At 55.5% G+C, this 18,165-nt stretch carries 13 protein-coding genes; 8 read left to right on the top strand and 5 right to left on the bottom strand.

The features are described from left to right. Positions 1 to 8: 8 nt before the first annotated feature. Both B5F38_RS03800 and B5F38_RS03795 read left to right on the top strand, forming a co-directional pair. Entirely contained in the window at positions 9 to 1,247 is a 1,239-nt protein-coding gene (locus tag B5F38_RS03800) for a TPM domain-containing protein (RefSeq protein WP_087407996.1), read from the top strand. A 59-nt stretch (positions 1,248 to 1,306) separates the two neighbouring features. Then, positions 1,307 to 3,808, top strand: a complete 2,502-nt coding sequence (locus tag B5F38_RS03795) for a family 20 glycosylhydrolase (RefSeq protein ID WP_087408045.1) — start codon at positions 1,307 to 1,309, stop codon at positions 3,806 to 3,808. Positions 3,809 to 3,930: 122 nt separating this feature from the next. Here B5F38_RS03795 and B5F38_RS03790 read toward each other — a convergent pair whose 3' ends face one another. Next, the gene (locus B5F38_RS03790) at positions 3,931 to 4,935 is read right to left on the bottom strand and encodes an aspartate-semialdehyde dehydrogenase (protein ID WP_087407995.1); all 1,005 of its coding nucleotides are present in this window, start codon (positions 4,933 to 4,935) and stop codon (positions 3,931 to 3,933) included. A 242-nt stretch (positions 4,936 to 5,177) separates the two neighbouring features. Between B5F38_RS03790 and B5F38_RS03785 the strand changes: the two genes are divergently transcribed. Continuing rightward, positions 5,178 to 7,331 (top strand): cation:proton antiporter, encoded by a 2,154-nt coding sequence (locus tag B5F38_RS03785; protein ID WP_087407994.1) that lies wholly within the window; start codon positions 5,178 to 5,180, stop codon positions 7,329 to 7,331. 252 nt (positions 7,332 to 7,583) lie between these two features. Here the strand turns inward: B5F38_RS03785 and B5F38_RS03780 are convergent, their stop codons facing one another. Then, positions 7,584 to 7,856 carry an HU family DNA-binding protein gene (locus B5F38_RS03780; RefSeq protein WP_087407993.1) on the bottom strand — a complete coding sequence of 91 codons (273 nt, stop codon included), beginning with the start codon at positions 7,854 to 7,856 and terminating at the stop codon, positions 7,584 to 7,586. 250 nt (positions 7,857 to 8,106) lie between these two features. Here B5F38_RS03780 and B5F38_RS03775 point away from each other — a divergent pair, with 250 nt between their 5' ends. The 5 genes from B5F38_RS03775 to B5F38_RS03755 all read left to right on the top strand — a co-directional run bounded on the left by B5F38_RS03775 (position 8,107) and on the right by B5F38_RS03755 (position 14,135). Beyond that, positions 8,107 to 8,805: a rhomboid family intramembrane serine protease gene (locus B5F38_RS03775; RefSeq protein WP_087407992.1), complete on the top strand. Its 699-nt coding sequence runs from the start codon at positions 8,107 to 8,109 to the stop codon at positions 8,803 to 8,805. After that, the gene (locus B5F38_RS03770) at positions 8,786 to 9,691 is read left to right on the top strand and encodes a rhomboid family intramembrane serine protease (protein ID WP_087407991.1); all 906 of its coding nucleotides are present in this window, start codon (positions 8,786 to 8,788) and stop codon (positions 9,689 to 9,691) included. Before B5F38_RS03775 ends, B5F38_RS03770 begins: the two co-directional genes overlap by 20 nt. Positions 9,692 to 9,698: 7 nt before the next feature. Continuing rightward, positions 9,699 to 10,778 carry an endonuclease/exonuclease/phosphatase family protein gene (locus B5F38_RS03765; protein WP_087407990.1) on the top strand — a complete coding sequence of 360 codons (1,080 nt, stop codon included), beginning with the start codon at positions 9,699 to 9,701 and terminating at the stop codon, positions 10,776 to 10,778. Between the two features lie 19 nt (positions 10,779 to 10,797). After that, positions 10,798 to 12,888, top strand: coding sequence for a M3 family metallopeptidase (locus B5F38_RS03760; RefSeq protein ID WP_087407989.1), 2,091 nt, complete (start codon positions 10,798 to 10,800; stop codon positions 12,886 to 12,888). Positions 12,889 to 13,151: 263 nt separating this feature from the next. Continuing rightward, positions 13,152 to 14,135 carry an acyltransferase gene (locus tag B5F38_RS03755; protein WP_087407988.1) on the top strand — a complete coding sequence of 328 codons (984 nt, stop codon included), beginning with the start codon at positions 13,152 to 13,154 and terminating at the stop codon, positions 14,133 to 14,135. Between the two features lie 86 nt (positions 14,136 to 14,221). Here the strand turns inward: B5F38_RS03755 and B5F38_RS03750 are convergent, their stop codons facing one another. Genes B5F38_RS03750 through B5F38_RS03740 form a run of 3 tightly spaced genes read right to left on the bottom strand, consistent with a single transcriptional unit; the run spans position 14,222 to position 18,148 of the window. After that, a complete protein-coding gene (locus B5F38_RS03750) occupies positions 14,222 to 15,814 on the bottom strand; it encodes a S41 family peptidase (protein ID WP_087407987.1) in 1,593 nt (530 codons plus the stop codon). A 14-nt stretch (positions 15,815 to 15,828) separates the two neighbouring features. Beyond that, the gene (coaD, locus tag B5F38_RS03745) at positions 15,829 to 16,302 is read right to left on the bottom strand and encodes a pantetheine-phosphate adenylyltransferase (RefSeq protein ID WP_087407986.1); all 474 of its coding nucleotides are present in this window, start codon (positions 16,300 to 16,302) and stop codon (positions 15,829 to 15,831) included. Further along, complete coding sequence (locus tag B5F38_RS03740; protein WP_087407985.1) at positions 16,283 to 18,148, bottom strand: DNA topoisomerase IV subunit B; 1,866 nt, start codon at positions 18,146 to 18,148, stop codon at positions 16,283 to 16,285. The genes coaD and B5F38_RS03740 overlap by 20 nt, the downstream gene beginning before the upstream one ends. Between the last annotated feature and the right edge of the window lie 17 nt (positions 18,149 to 18,165).

The raw sequence follows: 18,165 nt of genomic DNA, 5'->3' as shown, positions 1-18,165 counted from the left end.
ATACACGCATGAAAAGATTCTGCACGATACTCCTGCTCCTTCTCTTCGTCCCCCTGCTGCGGGCAGTCGAATATACCCCCGCCCAAGTGCCCAACGTGCACCAGACCGACGGCCGGCGGTTTGTAAGCAACCCCGACGGGATACTCTCGCCCGAGACCGTCGACACGCTCGACCGCACGCTCTTCGGCCTGCAAGAGGCCACCACCAGCGAGGTGGCCGTCGTGGCCCTGCAGTCGATCGGCCAGGCCGATACCGACCTCTTTGCCACCGAGCTCTTCACCCAGTGGGGCATCGGCAAAAAGAACGACAACGGCCTGCTCGTGCTGCTCGTGCTCGACCAGCGGCGCATCACCTTCCGCACCGGCTACGGGCTGGAGGGGGTTCTGCCCGATGCCATCTGCAAGCGCATCCAGTCGCGCTACATCCTGCCTCGCTTCAGGGAGGGCAACTACGACCAGGGCATGATCGACGGTATCACGGCCGTCTCCCGCATACTCACCGACCCCGCCGCGGCCGAGGAGATTACGGCAGCTCCCCAGGTTCAGGGGATAGAAATCGACTGGGGAAAGATATTCAACGGCTACATTACCATCTCGCTCATCGTCTCGCACATCCTGCTCTTCGCCATGCTGTGGATAGTGGCCCGCTATGCCCGCAAAGGACCCTACGAACAGTACAAGCGGCTGGTGGCCTTCCGCCCCTTCCTGCTTGTCGGCAGCTTCATCTTCCCCTTCTTCGTGTGGCTGCTCTACGGTGGGTTGAACCGCCGGCTCAAACGGCTGCGCAACAAACCCCGCAAGTGTGAATCGTGCGGCGGCACCATGCGCAAGCTGAACGAAGAGGAGGACAACCTCTACCTCACCCCGCAGGAGAATACCGAGGAGCAACTCAACTCGGTCGACTACGACGTGTGGCTCTGCGACCAGTGCGGCAACACCCTCGTCTATCCCTACGAAAACCAATTCACCCAATACCAGCGGTGCCCCTACTGCCACAGCCGGGCCTACAGCCTCGAAGGCGACCATATCCTGCGCCGGGCTACCGCCGTAAGCACCGGACTGGGCGAGAAGCGCTACATCTGTGCCCATTGCCACAAGATAGACCGCAAAGTCTACATCATCCCCGTCGTTGCAGCGGCCACCATCATCGGCGGTTCGGGCCGGGGCGGAGGATTCGGTGGAGGCGGTTTCGGCGGCGGATTCGGTGGAGGCTCCACCGGCGGCGGTGGTGCCTCGTCGGGCTGGTAGTGCTTCGGTCTCCTCACGCATCAGACAATCATCATTCATCACTTAAACATACCATGGACATGAAAAAATCGCATCTTCTGCTCACTGCGCTGGCCATAAGCTCGCTGACCGCCTGCAAGACGACGCCGCAAAGCCCCGTATCCCTGCAATGGGAGATGGGCGAGAACCAAGAGGAACCCGGATTCTACGGGAGCACCTTCACCCTCGTCAATTCCTCGGACAAGCCGCTCGAAACCGGATGGGAAATCTACTACACCCAACTCTCGCCCCGCCAGGTAAAGAACTACGAAAACTCACCGGTGACAATCGAGATGGTCAACCCCGGATACTACAAGATGACCCCTGCCGACTCGTGGCAACCGCTTGCCCCCGGCGACTCCATCGCCATACACTACCTCAACAGGGGTATCCTCACCCAAACCCAATTTACCCCCAAGTCGCCCTTCTTCGTGCAGAGCGACGACAAGCCGGTATCCATACCCCTCACCATCGCACCCTTCACCCGTGAAGCACAGTGGACCGTTCCCGACCGGGTAGCTCCCCCTTACCCCGACGGGGCTACCTGCTATGCCCAGAACGAAGCGCTCCAGACCGACTACACTCCGCAAACCTACGACATGCTGCCCTCGCTCAAAGAGGTGACCCCGCGCACGGGGGTGTCGGTTATCTCCGAGAACATCTCGCTCAGCGTCGAGGAGGGTTTTGCCAATGAAGCTCGCCTGCTGGTGCAGGAACTGGAAAAGATAGGTTACCACGTCACCGACAACGGGCAGACCGTCATCGCCCTCTGCCACTTCGCCAAAAACACCCAGGCCCGCAACGACGAGCACTACCGGCTCGATGTCCGCGACAACTACATCACCGTCAGCGGGGCTACGCCTCACGCCATCTTCAACGGCTCGCAGACCCTGCTCTCGCTGCTGAAGCGGCAGAACATCCCTGCCCGGCTCGACAACGTAGCCATCGACGACTACCCCGACCTGCTCTACCGCGGCATGATGCTCGACATCGCCCGCAACTTCACCCGCAAGGCCGACCTCTTCAGGCTGATTGACCTGCTGGCCTCGTACAAAATCAACACCTTCCACTTCCACTTCAGCGACGACGAAGCCTGGCGGCTCGAGATTCCCGGACTCGAAGAGCTCACCTCGGTAGGTTCGCGCCGGGGATTCACCCGCGACGAGAGCCAATGCCTCTACCCCAACTACTACGGAGGCTGGGACCCCGCCGATACCACCGCCACGGCCAATGGCTACTATACCCGACAGGATTTCATAGACCTACTCAAGTATGCCGCCCAACGCCACATCACCGTTATCCCCGAAATCGAGTCGCCGGGTCATGCCCGCGCAGCCATCGTTGCCATGCGAACCCGTTACAACAAACTGAAAGACAGCAATATGGAGAAAGCTCGCGAATATTTGCTCTCCGAAACGAACGACACCTCGAAATATGTTTCGGCCCAAGCCTATACCGACAACATCATGAACGTGTCGCTCCCCTCGGTCTACCGTTTCATGGAGAAGGTGAGCGACGAGATTATCGCCATGTACCGCGAAGCCGGTGTACCGCTGGCCGCTATTCACATCGGTGGCGACGAAGTACCCCACGGCTCGTGGGAAGGGTCGCCCTCTTGCCAGCGGTTTATGAAAGAGCAGGGTATGACCGACCCGCACCAACTGGCCGAACACTTCCTCGACCAGGTATCGGCCATGCTGGCCGGGAAAGGTGTAAAAGTATCGGGGTGGCAGGAGGTTGCCCTCAACCACTCACCCGAGCTGAACGCCCGAATCGCACCCCGCTTCGACGGTGTATACTGCTGGCGCACCACCGGACGCAGCGACATAATACCCTACACCGTGGCTAATGACGGATATGGCGTGATTCTCTGCAATGTCAGCAATTTCTACCTCGACTTGGCCTACAATTCCCACAAAGACGAGCCGGGACTCATCTGGGGTGGCTATGTCGACCAATTTGCCTCGTTCAACATGCTGCCTTACAACATCTATTGCTCGAACCGCACCGATATGGCCGGCGAGAAAAACAACCTTAAAACGGCAGCCCGGGGCAAAGTGCAACTCACTGCCCGGGCTCGCCCGCGCATCAAGGGTATACAGGCGCAGCTCTTTGCCGAGACACTGGGCAGTTTCGAACAGGCGCAATACTACATCTTCCCCAAGATTTTCGGCCTCGTAGAGCGCGGCTGGAATGCCACCCCCGACTGGTCGCCCACCCCGACCGACGACAAAGAGGCTCTTTATGAAGAGGCCCGTGCCATCTACAATGCCAAGATTGCGGCAGTCGAAATGCCTCGCCTCGCCCACGAAGGGGTCAACTTCCGCATCCCCCAACCCGGTGTGCAGATTGTCGACGGCAAGCTCTATGCCAACTCGCCCATCCCGCAAGCCGAGATACGCTACACCACCGACGGCAGCGAGCCTACGGCCGAGTCGCCCCGCTGGGAGGAACCCCTCGACTGCCAGGCTCAAGTTGTCAAGGCCCGACTCTTCTACCTGGGGAAAGAGAGTCTCACCTCTACCTTTGTCAACAACGACTGACCTCACGTCGACACCCCATAACAAGACAGCCGCACGGAGCACTCCATGCGGCTGTCGGTCATTTATAAACAATACAAATTTCAATACGGGCAGAGCCCTTTCTTGAAAACCACGGGGCCTGTTTATTGCTTGTGTGCCAGCAGATACTCGGCAATCTGCACGGCATTCAGGGCAGCACCCTTCTTAATCTGGTCGCTCACGGTCCAGAAGGTCAACCCGTTGGGGTTGGATATATCGCTGCGGATACGGCCTACATACACCGGATCGCACCCGGCCTTGAAGAGCGGCATGGGGTATACGCGATTCTCGGGATCGTCCTCGAGCACCACACCCGGGGCATGGGCAAAAGCCTCGCGGGCCTCGGCCACCGATACGGGACGCTCGGTCTCTACCCAGATGGCTTCGGAGTGAGCCCGCATCACCGGCACACGCACGCAGGTTGCGCTCACGGCTATATCGGAGTGCATAATCTTGCGCGTCTCGTTATACATCTTCATCTCCTCCTTGGTATAGAGGTTGTCGGTAAAGACATCGACCTGGGGAATGAGGTTGTAGGCCAGTTGGAAGAAGAATTTCTCGACCGTGGGTTGCTCGCCGGCCACGAGTTGCTCGAACTGTTTCTTCAGCTCGGCCATGGCCGATGCACCGGCACCGCTGGCAGCCTGATAGGTAGCCACATGCACCCGCTTGATGTGCGAGAGGGCCTCGATGGCATTCAGGGCCACAACCATCTGTATGGTGGTGCAGTTGGGGTTGGCGATAATTCCGCGGGGACGCACGAAAGCATCGTCGCCATTCACCTCGGGGACCACCAGAGGCACGTCGTCGTCCATGCGGAAAGCACTCGAGTTGTCAATCATGATGGCGCCGTAGCGGGTAATCGTCTCGGCAAACTCTTTCGAGGTACCGGCACCGGCCGAGGTGAAAGCAATATCCACGCCCTTGAAATCGTCATTGTGCTTCAGCTCCTTGACTACAACCTGTTTACCCCTGAAGGGATAAGCACGTCCTGCACTCCGAGAGGAACCGAACAACAACAGTTCGTCGATCGGGAAATTCCGCTCGTCCAAAACTCTTAGGAACTCTTGTCCGACAGCGCCACTGGCGCCCACAATAGCGACTTTCATCTTCTTTCTTTTGTAATTTTATACGTTAAAATCTCGTTTTTCCTTTTTCCCTAAAAAGAGATGCAAATATACAACTATTTAGGTAAAACCATATCAAAACGTAATAATTATATTCTTCTCACTGCATTTTAGATATTTGCGACACTTTTCAAACAGAAGGAAGCGTATGGCTTGCAAGAGCGAACTTTTATTTGTATTTTTGTTGCATATTTACAGTTTCAGCATCTCAAAATTACAGAGTCATGGGCAGCATTACTTCTCTACCGATTGAGAATCCGGTACTGATTTTCTTTATTGTATTGGTTATCATCCTGCTTGCGCCCATACTCCTCAACCGCATACGGGTTCCACACATCATCGGACTCATCATCGCCGGGGTTATCATCGGGCCCAACGGCCTCAACCTGTTGGCCCGCGACAGCAGTTTCGAGATATTCGGCAACGTAGGTATCCTCTACCTGATGTTTTTGGCCGGTCTCGAAATCGACATGAACGATTTCAAAAAGACCCGCAAAGACGGTATAATCTTCGGTCTCTACACCTTTCTCGTCCCCATGATTCTGGGTACGATTACCAGCTACTACACGCTGCATCTCGACCTCATGACCTCGATTTTACTGGCCAGCATGTATGCTTCGCACACACTCATCGCCTATCCCATCATCAGCCGGTACGGAATCTCGCGCAGCCGGGCCGTACCCGTGACGATTGCGGGCACGATTTTCACCGTATTGGGAGCACTCATCATTTTGGCGGTCATCTCGGGCATGGTGCGGGGCGACCTCACCGAGTTCTTCTGGCTCAGACTGTCGGTCAACATCGCCATCTACAGCGTGGCCATCCTCTACATCTACCCGCGGCTCACCCGCTGGTTCTTCAAGAACTACAACGACAACGTCACCCAGTTCATCTTCATTCTGGCGCTCGTCTTCCTTGCCTCGTACATGGCGCAGGTCATCGGGTTGGAGGCCATCTTGGGAGCTTTCTTTGCCGGCATCGTACTCAACCGGTTCATTCCCAATGTATCGCCGCTGATGAACCGGCTCGAATTTGTAGGCAACGCGCTATTCATTCCCTATTTCCTCATCGGGGTAGGTATGCTCATCGACTTGCGGGTTATCGTCAGCGGCACCGATACGCTCATCGTCGCCATCAACATGTCGGTTGTCGCCACCCTGTGCAAATGGATTGCCGCCTGGCTCACCCAAAAGAGTTGCCACATGACAAAGATAGACCGCAAACTCATCTTCGGGTTGAGTAACGCCCAAGCCGCTGCCACACTGGCCGCCGTGATTATCGGTCACGACATCGGGCTATTCAACGAAGAAATCCTCAACGGCACCATCGTGATGATTCTGGTTACCTGCATCATCAGTACGCTGGTCACCGAGAAAGCCGCCCGCCAAATGGTCGTCGACATGCAGAACAACGAACCGAAATCTTCCAAATCGCCCGTACAGAGCGAACAGATACTGATACCCATCGCCAACCCCAGCACCATCGAGAACCTCATCAACCTGGCCCTGCTGCTCAAGTCGCCCCAAAAGCGGACTCCCCTCTATGCCCTGCATGTGACCGACGACAGCAAGACGAGCAACTACCGCTCGCAGTCGATTCTCGAGTTTGCCGGTAAAGTAGCCTCATCGGCCGATACCAAACTGATTCCCATCGCCCGGTACGACATGAACATCACCAGCGGCATCATCCACACCATGAAGGAGCGGAACATTACCGAGGTCGTGCTGGGTCTGCACCACAAGGCCAATATCGTCGATACCTTCTTCGGTGCCAAAATCGAGTCGCTGCTCAAGAACACCAACAAGATGATTCTCATCTCGAAGTGTGTAAACCCCATCAACACCATTACCCGCATCGTCATCGCCGTACCTCGCAAGGCCGAATATGAAACGGGCTTTGCCCGATGGATAGACCGGATAGCCAACATGGCCAAACAGATAGGCTGCCGGGCCATCTTCTATGCCTATGCCGAGACTATCCCTTACCTGAAAGCCCGGTTGAGAGCCGGTCGATACAACATCCGCAACGAGTTTGAAGTGCTCGAGAGCTGGGACGATTTCATGCTCTTGGCCAATGTAGTGCTCGACGACGACCTTTTCATCGTCGTGAGCGCACGTCCCACTTCGGTCTCGTTCAATGCCGACGCCGACAACATTCCCTCGTTCCTTTCGAAATACTTCGTCGACAACAACCTTATCGTACTCTATCCCGAGCAGTTCGGTACCGCCGAGCCGGCCCCCGCTTCGTTCATGGAACCCATGTCGCACGACATGCTCAGCCACTCCGAAATTCTGGGTATCGAAAAGATTTTCCGACAACTCATCGCCTACAAAAAACGGTGGACCCACCGCAATCGCAAAAAGAAAATCGAATTGTAATACCGGCAAGGTTACCGCCCTACCATCCCTTGTGCCTGCACTCGCACCCGACAAAGAGCGGATGTGCCATTGGTTTTCGTCTCTACCGGATTGAAGTGTCGCAGCACGGCGTTCCAACGTCCCGGTATAGATACGCCGCGGGCTGCACCCGTTCCACTCCTCAAACGCATAGACAACTATTTGGGAACCACCCAACAAAAAAAGAGAGACTCGTAAGTCTCTCTTTTTTTATGCTACCATAAAATAACTTCTTTATTTTACTTGGTCGGCCAACTCGGCACCAGCTTTGAATTTAACCACTTTCTTGGCAGCGATAGTGATTTTTTCTTTAGTTGCCGGATTGATACCTGTGCGAGCAGCTTTCTCTGCAACGCCAAAAGTTCCAAAACCAATAAGAGCCACTTTGTCCCCTTTTACGAGTGATTCCGAAACTGCTTCTACAAAAGCGTCCAATGCCTTCTTTGCGTCAACTTTGCTCAAACCGGCTTTTTCGGCCATAGCATTGATAAGTTCAGTCTTGTTCATAACATGTATAATTAAAAGTTAAGTAATAATCTCCCTGAAGAGCAGCACGGCAAATGTAAATATTAAAATGATATAGTGCAAACAATAAAGTAAAAAAATATAATAAAAGTCGCTATTTTATAATATAACACACCCATATTTGAGTAAATCCTTGAAAAATCACTATTTTTGCTTGCAAAATCAGGGGATAATCTGTTTTATGTCTTAGACTACAAGGCAGTTACCCTCGTCAATAAAAGAACGATTATTTATGCAAAACAGATCTTTTTTGGGATCGATACCGCCCGTCACGCTCAATCTTATCATCATCAACTTCATTGTGTGGCTGGCTGCGTTGACCCTGCCCAAAATTGCCGGCATCGACTTGAATTATCTGCTGGGATTGCACTACATCGAAGCCGACGATTTCAACGTCATTCAGTTGGTCACCTACATGTTCCTTCACGACACGAACAGCTTCGACCACATCTTCTTCAACATGTTCTCGGTCTTCATGTTCGGCCGCACGCTCGAAGCGGTGTGGGGAGGCAAACGGTTCATCTTCTACTACCTCACTACCGGTATAGGGGCCGGCCTGATACAGGAGCTGGCCTGGTACTTCGAGCTTCACTCGGCCATCGACGCTACGGTAGCCCAGTTGGGCTGGGACCAAACCTCGATGCTGCTCAACCAGTTTGTTACCGTGGGAGCCTCGGGAGCCGCCTTCGGTATCCTGCTCGCCTTTGGCATGTTGTTCCCCAACGTGCCGCTCTTCATCCTGTTTATCCCCATACCCATCAAGGCTAAATATTTTGTTATCTTCTACGGCCTCCTCGAACTGATATTCGGTATCAGCGGCACCATGAGCGGTGTAGCTCACTTTGCCCACCTGGGAGGCATGCTCTTCGGATTCTTCCTCATACGCTATTGGAAAAAGAAAGGAATAGGCGGTGGCGGCTTCTATTATTGACAACCTCAAGCGGCAGTTCGGGCAAGGCTCGGTACTGCTGAAACTCATCTATATCAACGTAGCGGTGTTCCTGCTGCTACGCATCACGGGGGTTGTACTCCTGCTGTTCAACATCGACCTCTCGATTGTGCTCCCCTACATCGAGATGCCCTCCGATCCCTACGAGTTTATCACCCATCCGTGGACTCTGCTCACCTACATGTTCGTGCACTACGACGTGTGGCACATCCTCTTCAACATGCTGTGGCTCTACTGGTTCGGGCAGATATTCCTCACCGCCTTCGGCGAGAAGCAGATGGTGGGGCTCTACCTGTGGGGCGGCATTGCCGGCGGACTGCTCTACCTGCTCTCGTACAACCTCTTCCCCTATTTCGAGGGAAAGCAGGGGCTCATGTGCGGAGCCTCGGCCTCGATTATCGCCATCGTGGTGGCTACCGCCTTCCGCATGCCCGACTATAAAATCAACCTGCTCTTTCTCGGGGCTATCTCGCTGAAATACATTGCTATCGTCACCATCCTCATCGACCTGCTCAGCGTCACCTCGGCCAACGGCGGCGGACACATTGCCCACCTGGGCGGTGCCCTGCTGGGCTACTGGTTCATCGTGCGTTGGGAGAAGGGAAAAGACCTCACCGCTCCGCTCAACCGACTCATCGACCGCATCGTGACGGCTTGCAAGCCGCGGCCCCGTATCCGTGTGAAGCGCCCCTCGGCCCGCACCGCCTACCGCACCTCGTCACGACCCGAAACCGATATGGAATATCGGGCCTGCAAAAAACGGGAGAGCGACGAGATTGACGCCATTCTCGATAAAATCAAGAAATCGGGGTACACCTCACTGACGGCCGAAGAGAAAAAGCGGCTCTTCGAGGCCGGGAAAAAATAACCGGGATATGAAACATGTCGTCAAAATCATATTACTGATACTCAATACCCTGTGGGGATTACTCCTCATCATGGGAGCCTACTCGGCCTACTGTCCCACCCGCGTGGGCATTCTGCTCGAGCTGCTCTTTCCCCTCAACCTCTTCGTGTGCGTGGCCTTTCTCTTCGTATGGCTCGCCTATAACCCGCGCTATATCTGGGTACCCGTGGCGGCCCTGGTACTGGCCTGGGGAGGCATAGCCCGCTACTGCCCCATACACAAGCCCCAGCCGCCCGACAACAGCGCCCCGGGGTTCACGCTGATGACCTATAACGTCTATTTCCTGCTCGACTACGAGGGGAGCGATACACCCCAAAACCGCACCATCTCGTTCCTGCTGGCACAGGATGCCGACCTGGTGTGCCTGCAAGAGGCGCCCGAACTGGCCGACCCCAACCCCGGCCTGAAGGTTGCGCAGGCGCAAATCGACAGCATCCACGCACGCTATCCCTACCGGATACCCACGAGCCACGGCATGAACTTCCTCTCGAAATATCCGGCCCGCCTGCTCTTCGACACCGTCTACTCCGAATCGAGTGCCGTAGCGGCCTATCGGGTACAGATAGGCGAGCGCGAGGTTACCGTCGTCAACCAGCACATGGAGTCGATCGGGCTTACTCAAACCGACAAGGAGCTCTACCACGAGATTACCGCACACCCCAATACCGACTACCTCGACGAGGTGAAGAAGCATCTGCTCTCCAAACTTGTCAATGCGGCCCGGGCCCGCAACAAACAGGCCGACCTCACGGCCGAGAAAATCGAAGAGCTCGCCGGCAACGTAATCGTGTGCGGCGACTTCAACGACTCGCCCCTCTCCTATGCCGTGCGCCGGTTCCGCCGCATGGGATTCCGCAACGCCTACAACGAACTGGGTCTGGGGCCCGGTATCACCTACCACGCCAACCGGTTCTGGTTCCGCATCGACCACATTCTCTACAAGGGCAACATGGAGGCGCGTTGGCTCGAACGGCTGCGCTACAAGAGTTCCGACCACTACCCGCTCCTGGTACGATTTGCCTGGGAGCCCCCTGCCGAAATTCATTAACACAGTAATATTATACCACATGAAAAAACTTTTAGTCACATCGTTAACCGCTCTTATGATGATTTCCTGCAATCAAAAAGAGAATCCGCTTTTGGGCGAATTTAACACTCCGTTCGGCGTACCGCCGTTCGACCAGATCAAGACCGAGCACTACATGCCTGCTTTCGAAGAGGCTATCAAGCAACACGATGCCGAAATCGAAGCCATCGTCAACAACCCCGAGGCTCCTACCTTCAAGAATACCATCGAGCCTCTCGAATTCAGCGGCCTGCTGCTCACCCGGGTAAACCTCATCTTCAGCAGCCTCACCGAGGCCGATACCAACGACGAGCTCCAGGCAATCGCCAAGGAGATTTCGCCCCGACTCACCGAGCACTACGACAACATCTCACTCAACGACAAGCTGTTCCAGCGTGTCAAAGCGGTATATGACAACCGCGAAAACGAGGGTCTCGACGCCGAACAGATGAAAGTGCTCGAGAACCACTACAAAGATTTCGTACGGGCCGGCGCCCTCCTCTCCGAGGCGGCCAAGGATACCCTGCGCGAAATCAACAAGGAGCTGGCCATGCTCTCGATTCAGTATGGCGACAATGCCTTGGCCGAATCGAATGCCTTCCAGCTGGTAATCGACAACGAGGCCGACCTGGCCGGACTGCCCGAAGCCGTAGTGGCTGCCGCTGCCGACGAGGCTGCCGCCCGCAACCTGGCCGGCAAATGGGTATTTACCCTCGACGCTCCCAGCCGCATTCCCTTCCTCCAGTATGCCGACAACCGCGCCCTGCGCGAGAAGGTTTACAAGGCCTACATCAACAAGGGCGACAACGACAACGAGCACGACAACAAGGCTCTCGTATCGAAGATTGTCAACCTCCGCCTTAAAAAGGCCAATCTGCTGGGCTTCAAGACCTACGCCGACTTTGCCCTCGACGACCGCATGGCCAAGACCGACGAGAATGTGAACAACCTGCTCAACCGTGTGTGGGAATATGCCATCCCCCGGGCCAAGGAAGAGGTGGCCGACATGCAGAAGATTATCGATGCCGAAGGCGGCAACTTCAAACTGGCTCCCTGGGACTGGTGGTACTATGCCGAGAAGGTACGCAAGGCCAAATACGACCTCAACGAAGATGAGCTGAAACCCTACTTCAGCCTCGACAACGTGCGCGAAGGGGCCTTCATGGTGGCCAACAAGCTCTACGGCATCACCATCACCGAGCTGAAGGATGTACCCGTATATCACCCCGACGTGCGGGCCTTCGAAGTGAAGGATGCCGACGGTAAACACCTGGCCGTGTTCTATACCGACTACTTCCCCCGTCCCAGCAAACGGGCCGGTGCCTGGATGTACAACTTCCGCGAAGCCTATGTACAGGATGGCAACGAGGTACGTCCCATTGTCTACAACGTAGCCAACTTTACCAAACCTACCGGCGACACGCCTGCCCTGCTCACCATCGACGAGGTACAGACGCTCTTCCACGAGTTCGGCCACGCCCTGCACGGCATGCTCACCCGCTGCCACTACCCCTCGGTAAGCGGTACCAACGTAGCTCGCGACTTCGTGGAGCTGCCCTCGCAAATCAACGAGCACTGGGCTACTCATCCCGAAGTACTCAAACTCTACGCCAAACACTACAAGACGGGTGAGGTGATTCCCGACTCGCTCATCGAGAAGATGGAGGCCGCTTCGAAATTCAACCAGGGCTTCACCACCACCGAGCTCATTGCCGCTTCGATTCTCGACATGCGCTGGCACGAAATCAGCGAAGTCAAAGAGTACGACGTGCGCCAGTTCGAGAAAGAGGTAGCTCAATCTATCGGCCTCATCGACGAGATTACCTACCGCTATCGCAGCACCTACTTCTCGCACATCTTCACCAACGACTACTGTGCCGGCTATTACAGCTACACCTGGGCCGAGGTGCTCGATGCCGATGCCTTCGATGCCTTCATCGAACACGGTATCTTCGACCCGGCTACCGCCAAAGCCTTCCGCGAAAACATCCTCGAAAAGGGTGGCAGCGAAGACCCCATGAAACTCTACCGCCAATTCCGCGGTGCCGACCCCAACCCCGACGCACTGCTCCGTAACCGCGGTTTGAAATAATACACGAATAAGCACATTCGACCTGCAAGGGCTGCCTGGTAAAAACCGGGCAGCCCTTGCTATATTTGTCTTATTTGTACTATCTGTCCATAAGAAAGGATGCGGTTCGGCATGGTCAAATTTGAAAACAAGGTTTTCATTTGCCTCTGCTCTCACCTTTCACTATCTTTGTAGAAGATAAGATTCGGTTCTGCATAAAGTTCAAGTAAACTTGACTTTCTGCTCTCACCTTTCACTATCTTTGCACCGTTCAACCGCAAGAGATGGAAAAACCTGTACCCCAGATACACAAGAAGCGCATCGACAGCATCGACCTGCTCAAAGGTCTTGCTATCGTGGGTATCGTGTGGAAACACACCGTCCACCCCCATTGGTGCGACCTGATTCTCATCAGCGCCATCTTCTTCATCCTGTCGGGTACCTTTTTCAAGGACGAACCCTTCGTCCCCTTCCTGAAGAAGCGGGTGAGGACGATACTCGTTCCCTTTCTCGTCTTCTATCTCTTCTCTTTTCTCGCCCGGCTGCTCTTCCATGTAGCTCACCACCACACGCTGCACGGGTTCGACTGGAGTGCCGTGCTGCAACTCTTCACCATCGACAGCGGGTCGCTCTACCTCTCGGTCAATATTCCGTTGTGGTTCCTGGTCTGCCTCTTCGTGATGCAGCTTATCTTCTGGGTATTGAACCGACTCATTCCGCAGCGGCATCGCACCCTCTGGTTCCTGCTCGTAATAGCCGTCATCTACGCTGGCTACCCGGCTATCGAAGAGTGGCGCACCCTATTCATGGTCAACGTAGCTCTCGAGAGTCTGCCCTACTTCATCGCCGGCAACCTCTTCGGGCTGCCGCTGGCCCGATACCTGGCCCGCAGTTCACACCGATACCTCGTGGCACTCCTCGGGCTGGCACTGTTCATAGCCGTGCAATACCTGCCGGTCGAGTGGCCGGTACTCTCGCTGGTCAAGTTCTTTGCCCTCTTTGCGGCCCTCCTTGCCCTCCTCTCTTATGCCGAGGGCAACCGCTCGCCGTTGGCCCGTTTTGTGCGTACCTGCGGCGAATCGTCGCTGCTCATCATGGGCATCCACGTCATCCTGCTGGCACCCCTGCAACCGATAGCCTGTGCCATCACCGGCAAGCCCGACCTGCTGGCCGGAGCCATTGCCCTCGCCCTCACCCTGCTCGTCATCTACCTGCTCATTCCGGTAGTGAACAAGTATATCCCCTGGGCTGTGGGGAAGAGACGATAGTCCATCGTATCGTATGAGATAAAAACCAAGCGGAGCGGAAGAGTCAATGACTCATCCGCTCCGCTTGATTATGGTGTGGCTACCGATTACTCCCGAGGTTGGAGCAATCGGTTATACTCGGCATCGTCGTGGATAATCGCCATCGCCCTGACAAACGAGGGATTCTCGGGGTTCATAATGCGGAAATAGGCCGCCGTGTCGAACATGTCACGAGCGACGAGCGCCTTGACCTGCAAGGCTATGAGATTGCGCGACTTCCGGTACTGCTCCTCGTCATACTTCACCTTCTCGGCCTCGCCCATCTTCAGCAGGTCGGCAAGCATCTCGTCAGTCACCGTGAAGCCCTCGACAAACTGCTCCACATTCTTGTAACGGCTCGTCAGCTCCTTGCGGTGCTTGTCGAGGTAGTTGATAGGATACTGGTTCAATACCCCCTTGGCCAGCAGATCGCGGTGAAAATCGGTATAGATGGTAGTGTCGAGCGGCACAAATACATCGGGCATGATTCCCCCGCCACCGTAGACGATACGCTTGCTCTTCAAGGTCTGATATTGCAGCGAGTCGGGGAAATGAATACTGTCGGTATAGATGAGTTCGCCGTGGTTGAAACGGTCGAGCAACTCCCGCTCGTAGGCCTCGTGTCCCTTGTCGTAGGGTTTCTGGATGCTGCGCCCTGCCGGGGTATAGTAGCGGGCTACGGTCAGACGTATCATCGAACCGTCGGGGAAGGGAATAGGCCGTTGTACCAGACCCTTGCCGAAGGTGCGGCGACCGACAATCACGCCACGGTCCCAATCCTGCACGGCTCCCGACAGAATTTCGCTGGCCGAAGCCGAACTCTCATCGACCAGCAGCACCAGTTTCCCTTTCTGGAACAGCCCCTGTTTGGTGGCAAAGGCATCGTCGCGAGGCGAACGGCGCCCCTCGGTATAGACAATCGACTGCCCGTCGTCGAGAAACTCGTCGGCCATGCCGATAGCGCTCACCAGGTATCCGCCTCCGTTACCCTGAAGGTCGACAATAAGGTTTTTCATACCCTTCTTTTTCAATGCCTTGAGCGCATCGGAAAACTCCTTGTCGGTCGTGGCGGCAAAACGGCTCACCCTTATGTAGCCCGTCTCCTTGTCGGCCATATACGAGGCATCGATGCTGTAAATGGGTATCTTGTCGCGTACGATTCTGAACTCGATGGGCTCCTTCACCCCCTTGCGCAACACACTCACCCGCACCACCGTGCCGGCCTCGCCGCGCAAGCGTTTCATAATGTCGGTATTTTTCATCTTCACCCCGGCAATCACCGTGTCGTTGACCGAGACGATGCGGTCGCCCGCCAAGATGCCCACCTTCTCCGAGGGGCCCCCCACGATGGTCTGTATCACATACAGCGTGTCGCGGTTCATGTTGAACTGAATGCCGATGCCGCTGAAGTTGCCCTGCAACGGTTCGTTCATCTCCTTGGTCTCCTCGGCAGTCGTATAGGTCGAATGGGGGTCGAGTTTCTCGAGCATACCCCGTATGCCATCCTCGACCAACTTCGCTTCGTCGACCTCGTCGACATAGAGGTTGGTGATGGCAAAATCGGCCAGACTCAGTTTGCGCATGCCTTCACTCTGGCCCTGCGCCCGTACGGCTCCTGCGGTCACGGCCAGCAGGAGTATTGCAAAAAACAGTCTTTTCATCGTTTGTTGTCAAATTATACCAGTTTCAAACCCTTGGGTACAAACTCGTCTACACTGTGACCGAAGCGCAAGAGCTCGCGCACGATGGTGGAGCTGACGTGGGTCAGCTCGGGTTCGGTAAACAGAATGATGGTCTCTACGCCCGAGAGCTTGCGATTTACGTCGGCAATCGTCTTTTCATACTCAAAATCGTTGACCGACCGGATGCCCCGCAAGATAAACCGGGCATTCCACTCCCTGGCCAGGTCGATGGTGAGGCTGTCGTACGAGACAACCCGCACGCGGGGATTGTCGCGGAAGAAGTCGCGCAGCATGTCGAGCCGCTGCTCCACCGTAAAATAGGTGCGTTTCGAGTCGTTGATACCGATGGCAATCACCACTTCGTCGAGCAGTTCGAGCCCGCGGTTTACAATCGACATGTGGCCGATGGTAAAGGGGTCGAAAGTCCCGGGAAATACGGCGATTCGTTTAGACGAGGTTGGTGTCATCTTCTATAACCAGATTTTGTACAATAAAATTTTGTCGCTCCATGGTGTTCTTGCCCATGTAAAACTCGAGCAGGTCTTTCACCAGGTCTTCTTTTCGCAACGATACTTGGTCGAGGCGCATATCGGGGCCGATGAACTGGCGGAACTCCTCGGGCGAAATCTCGCCCAACCCTTTGAATCGAGTCACCTCGGGATTGGCCCCGCACTTCTCGATGGCAGCGATACGCTCTTCGTCGCTATAACAATAGTAGGTCTCCTTCTTGTTGCGCACCCTGAAGAGGGGGGTCTGCAAAATATAGACATGCCCCTTCTTGATCAGGTCGGGGAAGAACTGCAGGAGGAAGGTAATCATCAGCAGACGTATGTGCATGCCGTCGACATCGGCATCGGTAGCGATAATCACCTTGTTGTAGCGCAACCCCTCGATACCCTCCTCGATATTGAGAGCCGCCTGCAACAGGTTGAACTCCTCGTTTTCATACACCACCTTCTGGGTGAGGCCGTAGGTGTTGAGGGGCTTCCCCCGCAGCGAGAATACGGCCTGAGTCTCTACGTTGCGAATCTTGGTAATCGAGCCGCTGGCCGAGTCGCCCTCGGTAATGAATATGCAACTCTCGTCGCGCCGGTCGCCCTTCGCATCGTTGTAGTGTATGCGGCAGTCGCGCAACTTGCGGTTGTTGAGGCTCGCCTTCTTGGCCCGTTCGCGGGCCAGCTTCGTCACCCCGGCAATAGCCTTGCGCTCCTTCTCCGAGGCCAATATCTTTTTCAGCATCACCTCGGCCACATCGCCGTGCTTGTGCAGGTAGTTGTCCAGCTCCTTCTTCAGGAAGTCGCCGATAAACTTGGCCACCGTAGGTCCTTCGGGGCCCATGTCTTTCGAGCCCAGTTTGGTCTTGGTCTGCGACTCGAACACCGGCTCCTCTACCTTGATGCTGATGGCGGCCACCATACCGTTGCGAATGTCGGTATACTCGAAATTCTTGTTGTAAAACTCCTTGATGGTACGCGACACCGACTCTCTGAAGGCGGTCAAGTGGGTACCGCCCTGGGTGGTGTGCTGCCCGTTGACAAACGAGTAGTACTCTTCGCCATACTGGTTACCGTGGGTGATGACCACCTCGATGTCGGTCCCCGACAGGTGAATGATGGGATAGAGCGGATCGGTGGTCATGTTCTCGTTGAGCAGGTCGACCAGACCGTTGCGCGAGTGGTATCTACGCCCGTTCAGCAAGATGGTGAGCCCCGTGTTCAGGAACACATAGTTCTTGAGCAGCGGCACAATCAGCTCCTCGCGATAGGCATAGTTCTTGAATATGGTATTATCGGGGGCAAACTGCACCAGCGTGCCGTTGAGCTCGTCGGTAGGCGTGAGGCCGCTCTCCGAGATGACTTCGCCCCGGGCATAGCTCACCGAGTTGCTCATGCCGTCGCGATACGACTGGATGAAGAAACTCGACGACAAGGCATTCACCGCCTTGATACCCACGCCGTTCAACCCCACCGACTTCTTGAAGGCCTTGGAGTCGTATTTACCGCCGGTGTTCATTTTCGACGATACGTCGCGCACCTTGTCGAGAGGGATACCCCGGCCGTAGTCGCGCACCGAAACCACTTCGGGCGAAATCTCCACGACTATCTGTTTGCCAAAGCCCATCATATGCTCGTCGAGCGCATTGTCGAGCACCTCTTTCAGCAGCACATAGATGCCGTCGTCGGCGTGCGAGCCGTCGCCCAGCTTGCCGATATACATACCGGGACGGCGACGGATGTGCTCTTTCCAGTCGAGGGTCTTGATGGCGTCGGAGCCATATTCCAAGTCGATATTTACATGTGTATTTTCTTCCATAAAATTCTATCCTGCCG

This window comes from Barnesiella sp. An22 (assembly GCF_002159975.1).
In the GTDB taxonomy this organism is placed as follows: Bacteria; Bacteroidota; Bacteroidia; order Bacteroidales; family Barnesiellaceae; genus Barnesiella; species Barnesiella merdigallinarum.
This window is presented reverse-complemented; position numbering and strand designations above follow the sequence as displayed.

Excerpts from the sequence above, each read along its gene's own strand:
- B5F38_RS03800 (WP_087407996.1), top strand. The coding sequence starts at position 9 with ATGAAAAGATTCTGCACGATACTCCTGCTCCTTCTCTTCGTCCCCCTG.
- B5F38_RS03795 (WP_087408045.1), top strand. The coding sequence starts at position 1,307 with ATGAAAAAATCGCATCTTCTGCTCACTGCGCTGGCCATAAGCTCGCTG.
- B5F38_RS03790 (WP_087407995.1), bottom strand. The coding sequence starts at position 4,935 with ATGAAAGTCGCTATTGTGGGCGCCAGTGGCGCTGTCGGACAAGAGTTC.
- B5F38_RS03785 (WP_087407994.1), top strand. The coding sequence starts at position 5,178 with ATGGGCAGCATTACTTCTCTACCGATTGAGAATCCGGTACTGATTTTC.
- B5F38_RS03780 (WP_087407993.1), bottom strand. The coding sequence starts at position 7,856 with ATGAACAAGACTGAACTTATCAATGCTATGGCCGAAAAAGCCGGTTTG.
- B5F38_RS03775 (WP_087407992.1), top strand. The coding sequence starts at position 8,107 with ATGCAAAACAGATCTTTTTTGGGATCGATACCGCCCGTCACGCTCAAT.
- B5F38_RS03765 (WP_087407990.1), top strand. The coding sequence starts at position 9,699 with ATGAAACATGTCGTCAAAATCATATTACTGATACTCAATACCCTGTGG.
- B5F38_RS03760 (WP_087407989.1), top strand. The coding sequence starts at position 10,798 with ATGAAAAAACTTTTAGTCACATCGTTAACCGCTCTTATGATGATTTCC.
- B5F38_RS03755 (WP_087407988.1), top strand. The coding sequence starts at position 13,152 with ATGGAAAAACCTGTACCCCAGATACACAAGAAGCGCATCGACAGCATC.
- B5F38_RS03750 (WP_087407987.1), bottom strand. The coding sequence starts at position 15,814 with ATGAAAAGACTGTTTTTTGCAATACTCCTGCTGGCCGTGACCGCAGGA.
- coaD (WP_087407986.1), bottom strand. The coding sequence starts at position 16,302 with ATGACACCAACCTCGTCTAAACGAATCGCCGTATTTCCCGGGACTTTC.
- B5F38_RS03740 (WP_087407985.1), bottom strand. The coding sequence starts at position 18,148 with ATGGAAGAAAATACACATGTAAATATCGACTTGGAATATGGCTCCGAC.